The 14,228-nt window shown below is 66.3% G+C and carries 9 protein-coding genes and 1 pseudogene; 9 read left to right on the forward strand and 1 reads right to left on the reverse strand.

What is annotated here, in order from left to right:
* From BM249_RS13055 to BM249_RS13085, 7 genes and pseudogenes are all read left to right on the forward strand, one after another.
* A pseudogene (locus BM249_RS13055) lies at positions 1 to 393 on the forward strand (methyl-accepting chemotaxis protein); the annotation flags it as partial.
* Between the two features lie 119 nt (positions 394 to 512).
* The gene (locus tag BM249_RS13060; RefSeq protein ID WP_091972487.1) at positions 513 to 2,702 is read left to right on the forward strand and encodes a HAMP domain-containing methyl-accepting chemotaxis protein; all 2,190 of its coding nucleotides are present in this window, start codon (positions 513 to 515) and stop codon (positions 2,700 to 2,702) included.
* Positions 2,703 to 3,179: 477 nt separating this feature from the next.
* On the forward strand, positions 3,180 to 4,964 hold the full coding sequence (locus BM249_RS13065) for a methyl-accepting chemotaxis protein (RefSeq protein ID WP_244528738.1): 1,785 nt from the start codon (positions 3,180 to 3,182) through the stop codon (positions 4,962 to 4,964).
* Between the two features lie 237 nt (positions 4,965 to 5,201).
* Entirely contained in the window at positions 5,202 to 5,675 is a 474-nt protein-coding gene (locus tag BM249_RS13070) for a chemotaxis protein CheW (RefSeq protein ID WP_091972490.1), read from the forward strand.
* A 6-nt stretch (positions 5,676 to 5,681) separates the two neighbouring features.
* Positions 5,682 to 6,521, forward strand: a complete 840-nt coding sequence (locus BM249_RS13075) for a CheR family methyltransferase (RefSeq protein WP_091972494.1) — start codon at positions 5,682 to 5,684, stop codon at positions 6,519 to 6,521.
* 13 nt (positions 6,522 to 6,534) lie between these two features.
* On the forward strand, positions 6,535 to 7,638 hold the full coding sequence (locus BM249_RS13080) for a protein-glutamate methylesterase/protein-glutamine glutaminase (protein WP_091972496.1): 1,104 nt from the start codon (positions 6,535 to 6,537) through the stop codon (positions 7,636 to 7,638).
* 137 nt (positions 7,639 to 7,775) lie between these two features.
* Positions 7,776 to 8,075, forward strand: a complete 300-nt coding sequence (locus BM249_RS13085; RefSeq protein ID WP_091972497.1) for a GCG_CRPN prefix-to-repeats domain-containing protein — start codon at positions 7,776 to 7,778, stop codon at positions 8,073 to 8,075.
* Positions 8,076 to 8,328: 253 nt separating this feature from the next.
* Here BM249_RS13085 and BM249_RS13090 read toward each other — a convergent pair whose 3' ends face one another.
* Complete coding sequence (locus BM249_RS13090; protein ID WP_244528745.1) at positions 8,329 to 11,259, reverse strand: PAS domain S-box protein; 2,931 nt, start codon at positions 11,257 to 11,259, stop codon at positions 8,329 to 8,331.
* Positions 11,260 to 11,786: 527 nt separating this feature from the next.
* On the opposite strand from BM249_RS13090, the gene BM249_RS13095 reads away from it, so the two are divergent.
* Together BM249_RS13095 and BM249_RS13100 are read left to right on the forward strand one after the other, a co-directional pair.
* A complete protein-coding gene (locus tag BM249_RS13095; protein WP_091972499.1) occupies positions 11,787 to 13,046 on the forward strand; it encodes an aromatic ring-hydroxylating oxygenase subunit alpha in 1,260 nt (419 codons plus the stop codon).
* Positions 13,043 to 14,182, forward strand: coding sequence for an FAD-binding oxidoreductase (locus BM249_RS13100; protein ID WP_091972500.1), 1,140 nt, complete (start codon positions 13,043 to 13,045; stop codon positions 14,180 to 14,182). Before BM249_RS13095 ends, BM249_RS13100 begins: the two co-directional genes overlap by 4 nt.
* The last annotated feature ends 46 nt before the right edge of the window (positions 14,183 to 14,228 follow it).

The raw sequence follows: 14,228 nt of genomic DNA on the forward strand, positions 1-14,228 counted from the left end.
GAGGAGATCACGGCGGCGTGCCGGGAGCAGGATGTGGGCTCGGGCCAGATCAACCAGGCGATCCAGCAGCTCGACAAGGTGACGCAGCAGAACGCCAGTGCCTCCGAGCAGGTGTCGGCGACGTCGGAGGAACTGGCGGCGCAGGCCGACCGTCTGCAGGCCACGATCTCGTACTTTCGCATCGACGAGGCCGGTTCGAGCCATGGCAACATCGACGTGGCGGTGACGCAGCTGCGTGAGACGGCGAGCCGGATGCGGGCGCCCTCGGCGGTGGTGCGTTCGCCCAAGGTGGCGGCGGCCCCGCGCCGGACGGCAGGGTCCAAGTCGGGCGGGTTCGCCTTCGACATGGGCGGCCAGGACGACCAGGACGCCGACTTCAAGCGCAGCGCCTGACAAAGACGACCCGCTCCGGACCGATCCGGTCCGGAGCGGCCCCGAGCAGACAGACGACGCCTTCCGCCCAAGCCCGATGACTTCGATCCGTTGACCAACGGCGCCCAGGACATACCGCCATGCGTTTCACCATCAAGACGAAACTCGCCGCCGGCTTCGCTGCCGTGCTGATGCTCGCCGCTGCGGCGGGCGGGGTCGGCTATCAGAAGCTCGGGGCATCGGACGAGGCGATGAACTTCGTCGTCAGCCGATCGGAGGTTCAGGCCCTGGTGCTGGAAGCAAAGGCGCAAGCCATTCGCGGCATCTCCAACACCCGCGCCGTGGTAATCAGCACCGACGATGCCGAGATGGCCGAGTTTACCAAGCGCGTGGCGGACAACCGCGCGGATGCCCTCGCGGCCTTGGCCAAGGCCAAGGGCTACATCAACAGCGAGGAGGGTAAGCGCCTCTACGAAGACTTGTCGGAAAAGTATGAGAAACAACGCGCGGTGGCCACCAAGGTCCTGGAAATGAGCCGGGTGAACACCGGCGCCCGGGCGTGGGAAGAGATCGGTCGCAGCGGACGCCCGGCCACCGAAGCCCTGCGCGCCGAATTCGATTCCCTTCTGAACCGACCCGATCTCCACAACTCGCCCGACCTGATCCGGAATGCCGCCGTGGTCCAGGCACGCTTCGAGCGGGGTTGGGGGCAGCTGCAATCCACCATCGGCGCCCTCAACTCACAGGCCCTCGATCAGCGCGTCGCCGCGAGCAAGCGGACCCGCGACGAGGTCGCCCAGGCGTTGAACACCCTCATCGGAACCATGAACGCCGCCGGGATCGGCAGCGACGGGCTGCGCCAGAAATTCGATGCGTGGTCGGCCGCGTTCGGCAAGGTTCTCGCGATCATCGAACCGGGCAGCGCCCTCAAGGCCATCGAACTGGCCTCGGGCGAGTATGCGGCCCTGGGAACGACCACCATTCGGGCGTTCGATGCCCTGGCGGAGTTCCAGAACCGTCGCATGATCCAGGCGGTAACCCAGGCGAGAACCACGTCCAGCGAGGGGCAGAGCATCCTGCTCGCGACGGTGGCGGCGGCCCTCCTCCTCGGCCTCGCCATCGCCACTTGGCTCGCCCTCTCGATCTCGCGTGGCCTCGCCAGGACGGTGGCCCTCGCGGATGCCGTCGCCATGGGCGACCTGAGCAAGACCGTGGACGTGACCTCGCGCGACGAGCTCGGCGATCTCGTGACGGCCATGAACCGCATGACCGCCAACCTGAACGCCACCGCCCAGCTGGCCGGCGAGATCGCACGCGGAAACCTCACCGTCGATGCAACGGTTCAGTCGGACAAGGATGTCATGGGCCTCGCCCTGCAGACGATGCTGACGAAGCTGCGCGGCGTGGTGACGGAAGCCCTTATGGCGGCGAGCAACGTGTCGTCGGGCTCGCAGGAACTGTCGGCCTCGGCCGAGCAGCTGTCGCAGGGCTCGACGGAACAGGCGTCGTCCACGGAGGAAGCCTCGGCCTCCATGGAGGAGATGGCCGCCAACGTGAAGCAGAACGCCGAGAACGCCAGCCAGACCGAGAGCATCGCGCGCCAATCCGCCAAAGACGCCGAGGCGAGCGGCATCGCCGTGGGCCGGGCCGTGGATGCGATGCAGACCATCGCCCAGAAGATCACCATCGTGCAGGAGATCGCCCGTCAGACCGATCTCCTGGCCCTGAACGCGGCGGTGGAAGCGGCGCGGGCGGGCGAGCATGGGCGCGGCTTCGCCGTGGTGGCGTCCGAGGTTCGCAAGCTCGCCGAGCGGAGCCAGGCGGCGGCGGCCGAGATCGGCACCCTGTCGACGGACACGGTGAAGGCGGCGCGGGAAGCGGGCGACATGCTCGGGCGTCTCGTTCCCGACATCAAGCGCACGGCGTCGCTCGTCGAGGAGATCACGGCGGCGTGCCGCGAGCAGGATGTGGGCTCGGGCCAGATTAACCAGGCGATCCAGCAACTCGACAAGGTGACGCAGCAGAACGCCAGTGCCTCCGAGCAGGTCTCTGCGACGTCGGAAGAACTGGCGGCGCAGGCGGACCGTCTGCAGGCGACGATCTCGTACTTCCGCATCGAAGAGGCCGGTTCGAGCCATGGCAACGTCGACGTGGCGGTGACGCAGCTGCGTGAGACGGCGAGCCGGATGCGGGCGCCCTCGGCGGTGGTGCGTTCGCCCAAGGTGGCGGCGCCGCGCCGGCCCGCCCGGTCGCAGCCGGCATCGGGCGGGTTCGCCTTCGACATGGGCGGCGAGGACGAGCACGACGCCGACTTCAAGCGCAGCGCCTAGTGCTGTGACGCAATCACTTCGTTCATGCGCCAGAGCACGAGGCTTTTGTCTTTGCATCAAGTTTCCCAGACACGGCTGAAGCCTCCGTCTGGATCGATGAACTAGGGCATTTTCAGTCGAAACGGCTGCCGGTTCGGCAAAAGGATAGGCGTTTCGTCAAGGAAATAGAGCGGTTTCCGTGATCTAGGAAAACACGGAAACCGCTCTCACACGAACTCCGCACGGGCGCCGCTATGGCGTCTGGATCGACGAAATTATCGTTCGCGTCGTATCTCGTCTGCGTCTGTTCTAGTTCTTCAAGTTAGCCTCATTCATTCTGAAGGAAATCCCATGTCCCTCTTCGTGAACTTAAGGAGATCCTCGAAGGTTCAAACGGCCCTGGACGAAATGCGTCACCTCACGCAGGCGATTGCCGGCGGCAATTTATCCGCGCGCGCGAGCCTTGGGACGGCGACTGGAAACGCCAGGGACATCCTGATGGCCGTCAACGAGCTGCTCGAAGCGGCGACCCGTCCGGCCATCGCCCTCGGCGATTGCATCGGCCGGATGTCGTCGGAGCACGACAAGGGCGACATCGATGTGGTTGTGCCTGCGACTAAGTTCAGCGGCGATTTCGCCGTCATGGCTCAAGACATCAACGACATGGTGGCCGCGCACATCGCCGTGAAGAAGAAGGCCATGGCCTGTGTCGAGGCGTTCGGCGAAGGCAATTTCGATGCGCCGCTCGAGCAACTTCCCGGTAAGAAGGCCTTCATCAACAACACGATCGAGCGTCTGAGGGGCAATCTCAAGCGCCTGATCGCGGAAATGAACCGAATGTCGGCCGAGCACGACAAAGGCGATATCGACGTGTTCGTGGCCGTGGATCGGTTCGACGGTGATTTTGCCCTGATGGCCCAGGGGATCAACGACATGGTGGCCGGCCACATCGCCGTGAAGAAGAAGGCCATGGCCTGCATCAAGGCGTTCGGCGAAGGCAATTTCGATGCGCCGCTCGAGCAGTTCCCCGGCAAGAAAGCCTTCATCAACGAAACAGTCGAAACGTTGAGGGCAAATCTCCGGGCGATCACCACCGAGATCAATCGGCTCATCGCCGCCTCCACCGCCGGGCAGCTGAGTGAAAGGGGTGAAGCCAATCGATACGTCGGTGACTTTGCGGAACTCGTCTCGGGCATCAACAGAATGCTGGACGCGATCATCCTGCCGATTTCCGAGGGGAACCGCGTCCTGGGACTCGTCAGCAAGGGTGATCTGACGCAACGGGTCGAGATCGAATGCGAAGGCGACCATCAGCGGATGAAGGATGCCGTCAACACGCTGGTCGATAGTCTGACGAAATTTGCTGTCACGATCGCGGCGGCCGCCAACAATGTGGCCAGCGGCAGTCAGGAACTGTCGGCTTCGGCCGAGCAACTGTCGCAGGGCTCGTCGGAGCAGGCGTCGTCCACGGAGGAAGCCTCGGCCTCCATGGAGGAAATGGCCGCCAACGTGAAGCAGAATGCCGAGAACGCCAGCCAGACCGAGAGCATCGCCCGTCAATCCGCCAAGGACGCCGAGGCGAGCGGGATCGCCGTGGGTCGGGCCGTGGATGCGATGCAGACCATCGCCCAGAAGATCACCATCGTGCAGGAGATCGCCCGTCAGACCGATCTCCTGGCCCTGAACGCGGCGGTGGAAGCGGCGCGGGCGGGCGAGCATGGACGCGGCTTCGCCGTGGTGGCGTCCGAGGTGCGCAAGCTCGCCGAGCGATCACAAACGGCGGCGGCCGAGATCGGCACCCTTTCGGCCGATACTGTGAAGGCGGCCCAGGAAGCGGGCGACATGCTCGGGCGTCTCGTTCCCGACATCAAGCGTACGGCGTCTCTGGTCGAGGAGATCACGGCGGCGTGCCGGGAGCAGGATGTCGGGTCGGGCCAGATTAACCAGGCGATCCAGCAACTCGACAAGGTGACGCAGCAGAACGCCAGCGCCTCCGAGCAGGTGTCGGCGACGTCGGAGGAACTGGCGGCGCAGGCGGACCGGCTTCAGGCGACGGTCGCCTACTTCCGGACCAATGCTCCGGGGGCGAGCCTGCACAGCGTCGATGTGGCGGCGACGCAGCTGCGTGAGACGGCGAGCCGGATGCGGGCGCCCTCGGCGGTGGTGCGTTCGCCCAAGGTGGCGGCGACTCCGCGCCGGACGGCAGGGTCCAAGTCGGGCGGGTTCGCCTTCGACATGGGCGGCGAGGACGAGCACGACGCCGAGTTCAGGCGCAGCGTCTGATCCGGCATCCACCCGATTGGAGCGCTCGCCGGGCCGTAAAGCCCGCGCGGTGCCCGAGGACGACCCGACTCCGCCATTCCGAAGGAACCGACCGGAGGTCGGCGGAGACCGGGCTTGAGGACACGGGGCTTCGCGCCGTGTCCCATGCCGGCCAGCGCCCAGGCTTGGGAGCGGCACACTTGATCAACCCTTTACCGGCTAGCCTTTCGGCGCCCGGGATGATGAATTGGAGATCCCATGTCGAGCGTCTGGCAGTACCTCACCCTCGGTCTCGATCGCGAGACCTTCGGAATCGATATCGAGTACGTTCATGAGATTCTCGATTATCGCGAGGTCTCGGCGCTGCCCCAGGCGCCCGAGTTCCTGATCGGCATGATCGACGTGCGGGGCCAGAGCTATCCTGTGATCGATCTGCGGACGAAGCTCGGGCTGCCGCGGGTTCCGCCGACGCCCGCCACGCGCATCATCCTCCTGAACATTCCCATGGAGGGCCGCCCCATGCGGGTCGGCTTCGTGGCCGACCGTGTGTTCGAGGTCACCGAACTCGACGGCAGCGAGTTGGAGCGTGCCCCCGAGGTCGGCGGCCGCTGGCGCTCCAACTACATCGCCGGCATCGGCCGCAAGGGCGACGCCTTCGTGGTGGTGTTCGATCTTCCCGAATTGATGTCGAGTGAAAGCAGCGCCCTGCTCGCGCCTGCCCGCGCCGCCTGAAGTCCCATGTCGAGCTTGAACCAAGGCCTGAGCGAACGCCACTTTCGCTCGATCGTCAGCCTCATTGAGACCGAGGTCGGCATTCAGTTGCCCGCGGCCAAACGCACGATGCTGGAAGGACGCCTGCGCAAGCGCGTCCGCGCCCTCGACCTCGACGGATTGGACGCCTACGGGCGGCATCTCTTCGAAGATGGCCATCTCGACGAGGAATACGTTCATCTCGTCGATTGCGTCACGACGAACAAGACCGACTTCTTCCGCGAGCCGGCGCATTTCGATCTGCTTCGCAAACAACTGGTCCCGAGCTTGGCGACCCGCCGCGCCGGCACCACGCGTCTGAAGCTCTGGAGCGCGGCCGCCTCCATCGGAGCCGAAGCCTACACCCTGGCTATGGTCCTTCAGGACATGGTCGCGGCCGGGCAGGACCTCGATTACAGCATCCTCGGCACGGATGTCTCGACGGAGGTGCTGAAGATTGGCCGCACGGCGATCTACACCACCGAGATGCTCGCGACGGTTCCGCCCGAGGTCCGTCGCCGCTACGTGATGACGGCGCGCGACCCCGGTCGCCAGGAAGCCCGCATCGTTCCCGAACTGCGGGCTCGCGTGCGCTTCCAACACCTGAACCTCATGGCGGACCGCTACAACGTCGATCGCGACATGGATGTCGTGTTCTGTCGCAACGTGCTGATCTACTTCGACAAACCGACCCAACGGGCCGTGCTGCAGCAGATTTCCGACCATGTCCGTCCAGGGGGGTACATCGTCGTCGGCCATTCGGAATCGATGGCCGGTAGTGGCCTGACCCACATGACACAGATCTCCTCGACCGTCTTCCGGAAGTGAAAGCAGCGTCATCATGCCAGCCACGAGACCGATTCGTGTCCTGATCGTCGACGATTCTGCCTCCGTGCGGCAGACGCTGACGTCGATCCTCACCGCCGCCCCCGACATCGAGGTGTTGGGCAGTGCCGCCGATCCCTTCGTGGCGGCGCGGCGCATTCAGGACGACGTGCCCGACGTGATCATCCTCGATCTCGAGATGCCGCGCATGGACGGCCTGACCTTCCTGCGCAAGATCATGGCCCAGAAGCCGATTCCGGTGATCATCTGCTCCACCCTGACGGAGGAGGGATCGCGGATGCTGTTCGAGGTGCTGGAAGCGGGTGCCATCGACGTGCTGCCGAAACCCCGGGTCGATACCCGCCAGTTCCTCATGGAATCGTCCGTGCGGGTCTGCGACGCCGTCCGTGGGGCTGCCCGCGCCCGGCTCCGGGGCCAGCGCCCGCCGGCGCGCACCATCGAGGCGAAGCTGTCGGCCGATGCGATGATCCCGCCCCCCCTCGCGGGGCGCCCGGTGGCGACGACCGAACCCGTGATCTGCGTCGGTGCTTCCACGGGGGGGACGGAATCGCTGCGCGACGTCCTCGAAGTGCTGCCGGTGGAGACACCCGGTCTCGTCATCGTGCAGCATATGCCCGAGCATTTCACGGCGGCCTTCGCGCGGCGGCTGAACGGGCTCTGCGCCATCGAGGTGAAGGAGGCTGAGGACGGCGACAGCGTACGGGCCGGCCGCGCCCTCATCGCGCCGGGGGGCCGCCACATGCTGCTTCAGCGCAACGGCGGACGCTACACCGTGGCGGTGAAGGACGGTCCCCTGGTCTCCCGCCATCGGCCGTCCGTCGATGTGCTGTTCCGCTCCGCCGCGCAATGCGCCGGAGGCAACGCCCTGGGCATCATCATGACCGGCATGGGGGACGACGGCGCCACGGGCCTGTTGGAGATGCGCCGGGCCGGTGCCCACACCGTCGCGCAGGACGAGGAGAGCTGCGTGGTGTTCGGTATGCCGAAGGAAGCCATCGAGCGCGGCGCCGCCGCCCGGGTGGTGCCGCTCCATCATATCCACCTGGAGATCGGTCGTTTCGGCGCCAATGCCCATGTGAAGGCCTCACGCGCGATCTGAGGCGCCGGCCGTACTTTCCGTGCGCGGGCATTGCCGCCTCCTCGCCGCAATCCGGTCAGGGTCCATTCACCCGGTGGGGACCAATCTCGCCCTGTCCACCCGATGGGTCGGGTGGAGCGACCTTGGAGAATCCCGTCATGAAGCACGCGAAGGTGCTTGGAATGGCTGCGGTGCTCGCCGGCAGCCTTGGTCTCGCAACCGCGGCGCAGGCCGCCCCCTTCACGGCCGGCCCCCTTGGAATGATCGAGGGCGACGCGACCGTCGAGCGGGTCGCCGGCGGCTGTGGCCCCGGCTGGCATCCCAATCCCTGGGGCGAATGCCGCCCCAACCGGCGACCGCCGCCCTATTGGGGCCGCGGTCCTTACGGGTATCGTCCTTTTCCGCCGCCGCCTCCGGTCTACGGTTATTACGGACGGCCACGCCGCTTCTATTATTGATTCGGCAAAGGGCGTCCCCGCATGTGGGGGCGCCTTTTTTCGTGGGCCTCGGGCCGCCCCCCCGCGGCGAGCGAGAAGGGTTCTTTCATCCAGGCGAACGGGCAGGGCGTCCTAAAGATACGAACTCTGAACGCGGGTACGGAAGCCAACGCCTGCACCACCACGAGCAATCAAAAACGCGGTTCGAAGGCAAGCGCGTCGTGATCGCGCCAGCGGGCTGATCCGCCTTGCGCACCGTCACACCTCGGCGCGGTCAGGAGGCGGTCACCCTTCCCTTGGCTGTACGGTCGGAGACAGGCAGGGCGATGGTGCAGTGGACCCCGTCCGGCCTTAGAACGTAGGTCGTTCGGGCACCGAGCTGGTAGGGCAGGGCGCGTTCGATGAGTTCGCGTCCCGACCCGCTCTCGCGCGCGCCGCGATCCGCCGGCATGACGACGCCGCGCTCGCGCCAATCCATGTGCAGCCAGGGGCCGGTCTCGGGCTCGACGCAGTCCACGGACCATCGGATTTCGAGGGAGGCCTGCGGCTGCGCGAAAGCGCCGTGCTTGACGGCGTTCGTCGCCAGTTCGTGCAGCGCCAGGGCGAAGGTCTGGAGGGTCGAAGAGCGCAGGGCCACGCCGGATGGCCCGAGGAGCGTGACCCGGCCGCTGTCGCCGTTGAGGGCGGCCACCTCGCTGCGGATCAGGTCGTCGAGGGTGACGCGCTCCCCCTCGCCGAGGCGGGACAGGAGACCCTGAACACGGGCGAGGGCGGCGAGACGTGTCCCGAAACGCACGGTGAAGTCCGGGAGATCGGTGCTGCGCCGCAGGGTCTTGTCGGCCATGGCCCGCACGACGCTGAGAAGGTTGCGGGTGCGGTGGTGGAGTTCGGCCACGAGGATACTCATGCGCGCGGCCGTTTCCCGTTCCTCGGTGATGTCGCGGCCGACGCCACCGATCCAACACACGGCGCCCTTGGCATCGCGCATGGGGAAATCGGTGTTGCGCAGCCAGCGGATGGCACCGTCGCGGGGCTGGCTGACGCGATACTCGAAGGTGACGCGCTCGCCGAGGCGGACACGCTGCAGGCTCGCCATGGCGTGCTCGCGGTCCTCGGGGACGATCATCTCGATCCATCCGAGCATGTTGTCACCGGAGAGGGCCGTCGCCCGGTCGACGCCGTAGATCGTCTCGAAGGCCGGCGTCAGATACATCCACTGGAACGTCGCGGCGTCGCGAATCCACAGCACGTCCGAGGAGGCTTCGCCGAATTGGGTGAGGCGCTCTTCGCTGGCGCGCAGGGCCGTCTCGGCCGTCTTGCGTGCCGTCACATCGCTGGCGGTCCCCAGCCATTCCCGGACGTCCCCCGTCTCGGTGAGGATCGGCACCGCCCGGAACAGGATCCATACCACGGAGCCGTCGGGGTGAATCAGGCGATACTCGAGTTCGAACAGGGAGCGGGCCGCGATGGCCGCCGCGATGGCGGCGTCAACCCTCTCCCGATCGTCGGGGTGCAGGGGGTCGTCCAGCCAGAGGCCGCATAGCCCATTGCCGTCGCCGAAGAACGCGCCGTCCTCCAAGCGGCGGATTTCGGTCCAGTCCGGATTCATCCGGTAGACCCGGTCGGAGCTCGCGGTGACGAAGGCGCGGAACCGCTCCTCGCTCTCCCGAAGCGCCGCTTCGGCCTTTTTGCGTGGCAGAATGTCCTTGAACAGGATCGCGACCTGCCGCTGTTCCGGCAAACCGATGCGGAAGGCGAAGACCTCGTACCAACGTCCCAGGGGATCGGCCCGGGCCTCGAAGCGTTCTGGCTGCCCGGTTAGGGCGATCCGCCCGTAGGTCTCGAACCAATGCGGTTCGTTCCCGGCGATCAGCCCGCTCACGGTCATGCCCGTCGCGTTGCTGAGCCCGGTCTGTTTCTCGAACGCCCGATTCACGGAGAGGAAGCGGTAATCGATCGGCCGTTGCCATTCGTCGAAGAGCATCTCGACGATGCAGAAGCCTTCGTCGATGGAATCGAACAGGTTTCTGTACTTCGCTTCGTTGGCGACGACCTTGGCCTGCGCCACCGCGTCCCGCAAGCGCAGGATCTCGTCCTGCGCCGCCTTCCAGGCCGTGATGTCCTTCGAGGTGGTCGCGACACCGTCGTCGAGCTTCACGACGGACTGGAAGAACCAGCCATCGACCTGTTCGTGGGTGTAATGGCGTTCGTCGCTGGAGGGGCGGCCCGTCTCCACCACCTGCTTGAAGGTCTCGAAGATGCCTTCCTTCAAAACCCCGGGATTGCGTTCGAGCAGGCTTTGTCCGCGCACCTCGCCGTAGAGGCGCTCCGAGGTGTGGTTGTTCAAGCGCCAGCGGAAATCGACGATGGTGCCCGACGCGTCGCGGACGGCCTCGAACACCTGGATTATGTCCGTGGAACTGTCCAGTGTCGCCTGAAGCAGGTCGCGGCTCGCCTGTAGTTCCGTCGTCCGATCGCGCACGAGCCGTTCGAGTTCGACACGATGGCGCGCCTCGATGGCGCGCAGCGCGTCGTGGGCCTCCGTGAGGGCGTTGGTGCGCTCGACCACCCGGCGCTCCACGCCGTCGCGCGCCGCTTGCGCGTCCCGGAGGGCGCCCACCATGACGAAGGCGGCGGAGGCGAAGCGCGTCAGGCGCGTGAGCAACCGCAGATCCTCGCCGTCGAAGGCGGTTCCCGCTTCGTGGGCGCAGACCCAGAGGGTCCCCACGGGCTTATCGCCCGCATGGAACGGAACGAGCAACAGTTCATGGACCGGCGGTTCGAATGAGGCTTCGGGGAAGCATCGCGCCGGCTGCGCGAGCAGCAGCGGGGCATCGCGGGTCACCACGACCCCGCACGGGCTCCTGCCGAATGGCATGGTTCCACCGAGATACGCGGCCCAGGCTCCCGCGATGGCGTGCCAGCGAAAGTGGCCCTCGCCCCCGTCTGGTTCGAACAGGCTGATCCCGGCCGATCCGGCCCGATCGTCCATCGTCACGAGGAGATCGACGAGGCGCTGCAGGACCGTTTCCGGGCTGACGGCCAGAGCGGCGGCCAATTCCGATAGGATCCGGACTTCGGCTTCGTAATCGGGCGCGCGGGCGGGACGCGTTGCCAGGGCATCGGTGATCTGCGCCTCGCCCAGGTCCAAGAAGGATTTCGTATGATAATCATGCGCCTCGGCGCGCACCCGCTCATCGACCATCAAGATTTTCAATCGTCGGATGGAGTCAATTGGCGCATCATCCGTGTCATGCGAGCTCCGTTTCATCCCTCCGAACGAGCGGAGTTCGATTGTCCTCGAGCGCCGTGCGGGCTCCTGTGACGCGGTTTCGGTTTCGATCGAGCGGAAACCATATGAATCCCGTCGGAAATCTCTAGCCGACATGGAGGCGAATTCTCAATCGCCTTTCGGCTCAGCCCACCCGCACCGGTCGTCGCCCCGCCCGTCTCACCTCCGGCGCGGTTCGGGCCGCCCGGGCATCCGATCTCTCCAATCAAGGGACCGCGATGGATGGCCGATCCAAGATTCCTCGATTGGGTCATGTCGTCGGTGAACGAGGTCCGTGGCGGGTACGATGGGGAGAATCCAGGGATACTTGGACTTTGCGGAGGCCGCCGGAATCCGGACCGGCCGCACGTCGCGGTGGGCCAAGCGAGTGTCGCTGCGGTGGCAGCGGGCAGGCGGGCGGGCGGCGATAGTCGAACCGTTCAAGACGGCTCGGAGGCCCTATGCTCGACGTCACGCCGACCCCTCTGCAGCACCTCCTTCGTGAGCGCCGGCGCGGTTACACGCTGCCCGCGCCCTTCTATCTCAGTCCCGAAATCTTCGAGGCTGATATGCAGGTCATTTTCGGCCAGCACTGGATCTATGTCGGTGTCGAACCCGACGTGCCGGAGGCCGGCGACGTCATGGTCGTGGATATCGGCAAGACGTCCGTCGCCATCGTGCGTGACGACGACAACGAAATCCGGGCCTTCCACAATGTCTGCCGGCATCGCGGCGCCCGCCTCGTGCACGAAGAGAAGTCCACGGTCGGCAACCTCGTGTGCCGCTACCATTCCTGGACCTACGACCTCACCGGCAATCTCATCCACGCCGAGCATATGGGCCCGGACTTCAAAAAGGGCTGCAACGGTCTCAAGCCGGTGCATATCCGTTCGCTCGCGGGCTTGCTTTTCGTTTGCCTCGCCGACGTGCCGCCGGCCGATTTCGACGAGATGGCCGAGCGTCTCGCGCCCTACATCGAGCCGCACAACGTTCGGAACACAAAGGTGGCCTTCCAGAAGGACATCATCGAGCCGGGCAACTGGAAGCTCACGATGGAGAACAACCGCGAGTGCTATCATTGCGGGGCGAACCATCCGGAACTCACCGTGCCGCTGTTCGCCTACGGCTTCGGCTTCGCGCCGGAGGAGATGGACGAGCACGATCGCGCCAATGCCGAGCGGTACGGCTGCCTGCTGAAGACCCGCCACACCGAGTGGGAGGCCGAAGGTTTGCCGTCACGGGAGATCGACGAGCTCGACACCATGATCACGGGCTTCCGTACGGAGCGCCTGCCCCTGGACGGTGAGGGCGAGTCCCACACCATCGACACCAAGGCTGCGTGCAAGAAGCTGCTCGGCGACTTCACCAGCGCCAAGCTCGGCGGCCTCTCGGTCTGGACCCAGCCGAATTCCTGGCACCACTTCCTCGGCGACCACATCGTCACCTTCTCGGTGCTGCCGCTCGATGCCGAGCGTTCGCTGCTGCGGACGAAGTGGCTCGTGCACAAGGAGGCCGTCGAGGGAGTCGATTACGACCTCGCCAACCTGACGGCCGTCTGGGAGGCCACCAACGATCAGGACAGCGAGCTCGTCGGCATCTGTCATCAGGGCATCCAGAGCCCCGCCTATGAGCCCGGCCCCTACTCGCCCAACACCGAGATGCTCGTGGAGAAGTTCTGCAACTGGTATGTCGGCCGCATGGCCGCGCATCTGGGTCGCTGAGCGTGTCGTCGGCTCCTGTCTCGGCCGAGCCGGCCGCCGCGCGCCTCGTGGCTTCCGCGCCCTGGGATGCGGAAGCCGACGATGCCCTCCTGTGCGTCGCCGTGCGCGACGAAACGCACGACGTGAAGACCTTCGTGCTCGCCCCCCGGGAGCCCCGGCTGTTCGCCTACGCTCCGGGCCAGTTCCTGACCTTCTCGTTCGAGATCGGCAGCGAGACCATCCACCGCTGTTACACAGTTTCTTCGGCGCCGACGCGGCCGCACACGGTGTCGTTCACGGTCAAGCGCGTGCCGGGCGGCCCGGTCTCGAACTGGTTGCACGACACCCTGAAGGTCGGCGACACCGTGCGGGCGCTCGGCCCCATGGGGGAGTTCTCCTGTTTCAACCACCCGGCGGGCAAGTACCTGCTGCTGTCGGGCGGCAGCGGCATCACCCCGATGATGTCCATGGCCCGTACCTTCCACGACCTCGGCGGTGGCCGTGACGTGGCGTTCGTGCACTCGGCCCGCAGCCCCGCCGACATCGTGTTCCGGGGGGAACTCGACACCATGGCGCGCCTCGATCCGGCCTTCCGCGTCCACGCGGTCTGCGAGACCGACTCGCCGGCCGAGGCCTGGGCCGGATTCAAGGGACGCCTGTCCCTCGACATCCTGAGCGAGGCCGTGCCGGACTTCCGCGAACGCGAGGTCTTCGTCTGCGGCCCCAAGCCCTACATGGATGCCGTCCGAGCGATGCTGGCCGGGGCCGGATTCGACATGGCCCGGCACCACGAAGAGAGCTTCGATTTCGGCGCGTTGCCACAAGCCGAGCAGGAGGCCGCATCGGAGGCGGCCGAGCAACTCGATGCCGAGGCCGGTGCCGCGCCCGCCATGCGCACCTTCCGGGTGGAGTTCGCCAAGACCCGCCGGGTGCTCGAATGCCCCGAGGACTCGACGGTGCTGGATGCCGCCCGCAAGGCCGGCATCCGCCTGCCCTCGTCCTGCGCGAAGGGCCTGTGCGGCACCTGCAAGTCGAAGATCACCACCGGGACCGTGACCATGGCCCATGCCGGTGGCATCCGCCAGCGCGAGATCGATGCCGGCATGGCCCTGCTGTGCTGCTCGAAGCCGACGAGCGACCTCGTCATCGAGCGCTGACGGCGCCGGCCGGGCAGGCCCGGCCCGCCGACCGCTCCCTCTCTCC

Origin of the sequence: Methylobacterium gossipiicola, from assembly GCF_900113485.1 — a bacterium.
Taxonomy (GTDB): Bacteria; Pseudomonadota; Alphaproteobacteria; order Rhizobiales; family Beijerinckiaceae; genus Methylobacterium; species Methylobacterium gossipiicola.

Coding starts and splice junctions, on each gene's coding strand:
- BM249_RS13060 (WP_091972487.1), top strand. CDS start 513: ATGCGTTTCACCATCAAGACGAAACTCGCCGCCGGCTTCGCTGCCGTG.
- BM249_RS13065 (WP_244528738.1), top strand. CDS start 3,180: ATGGCCGTCAACGAGCTGCTCGAAGCGGCGACCCGTCCGGCCATCGCC.
- BM249_RS13070 (WP_091972490.1), top strand. CDS start 5,202: ATGTCGAGCGTCTGGCAGTACCTCACCCTCGGTCTCGATCGCGAGACC.
- BM249_RS13075 (WP_091972494.1), top strand. CDS start 5,682: ATGTCGAGCTTGAACCAAGGCCTGAGCGAACGCCACTTTCGCTCGATC.
- BM249_RS13080 (WP_091972496.1), top strand. CDS start 6,535: ATGCCAGCCACGAGACCGATTCGTGTCCTGATCGTCGACGATTCTGCC.
- BM249_RS13085 (WP_091972497.1), top strand. CDS start 7,776: ATGAAGCACGCGAAGGTGCTTGGAATGGCTGCGGTGCTCGCCGGCAGC.
- BM249_RS13090 (WP_244528745.1), bottom strand. CDS start 11,259: ATGGTCGATGAGCGGGTGCGCGCCGAGGCGCATGATTATCATACGAAA.
- BM249_RS13095 (WP_091972499.1), top strand. CDS start 11,787: ATGCTCGACGTCACGCCGACCCCTCTGCAGCACCTCCTTCGTGAGCGC.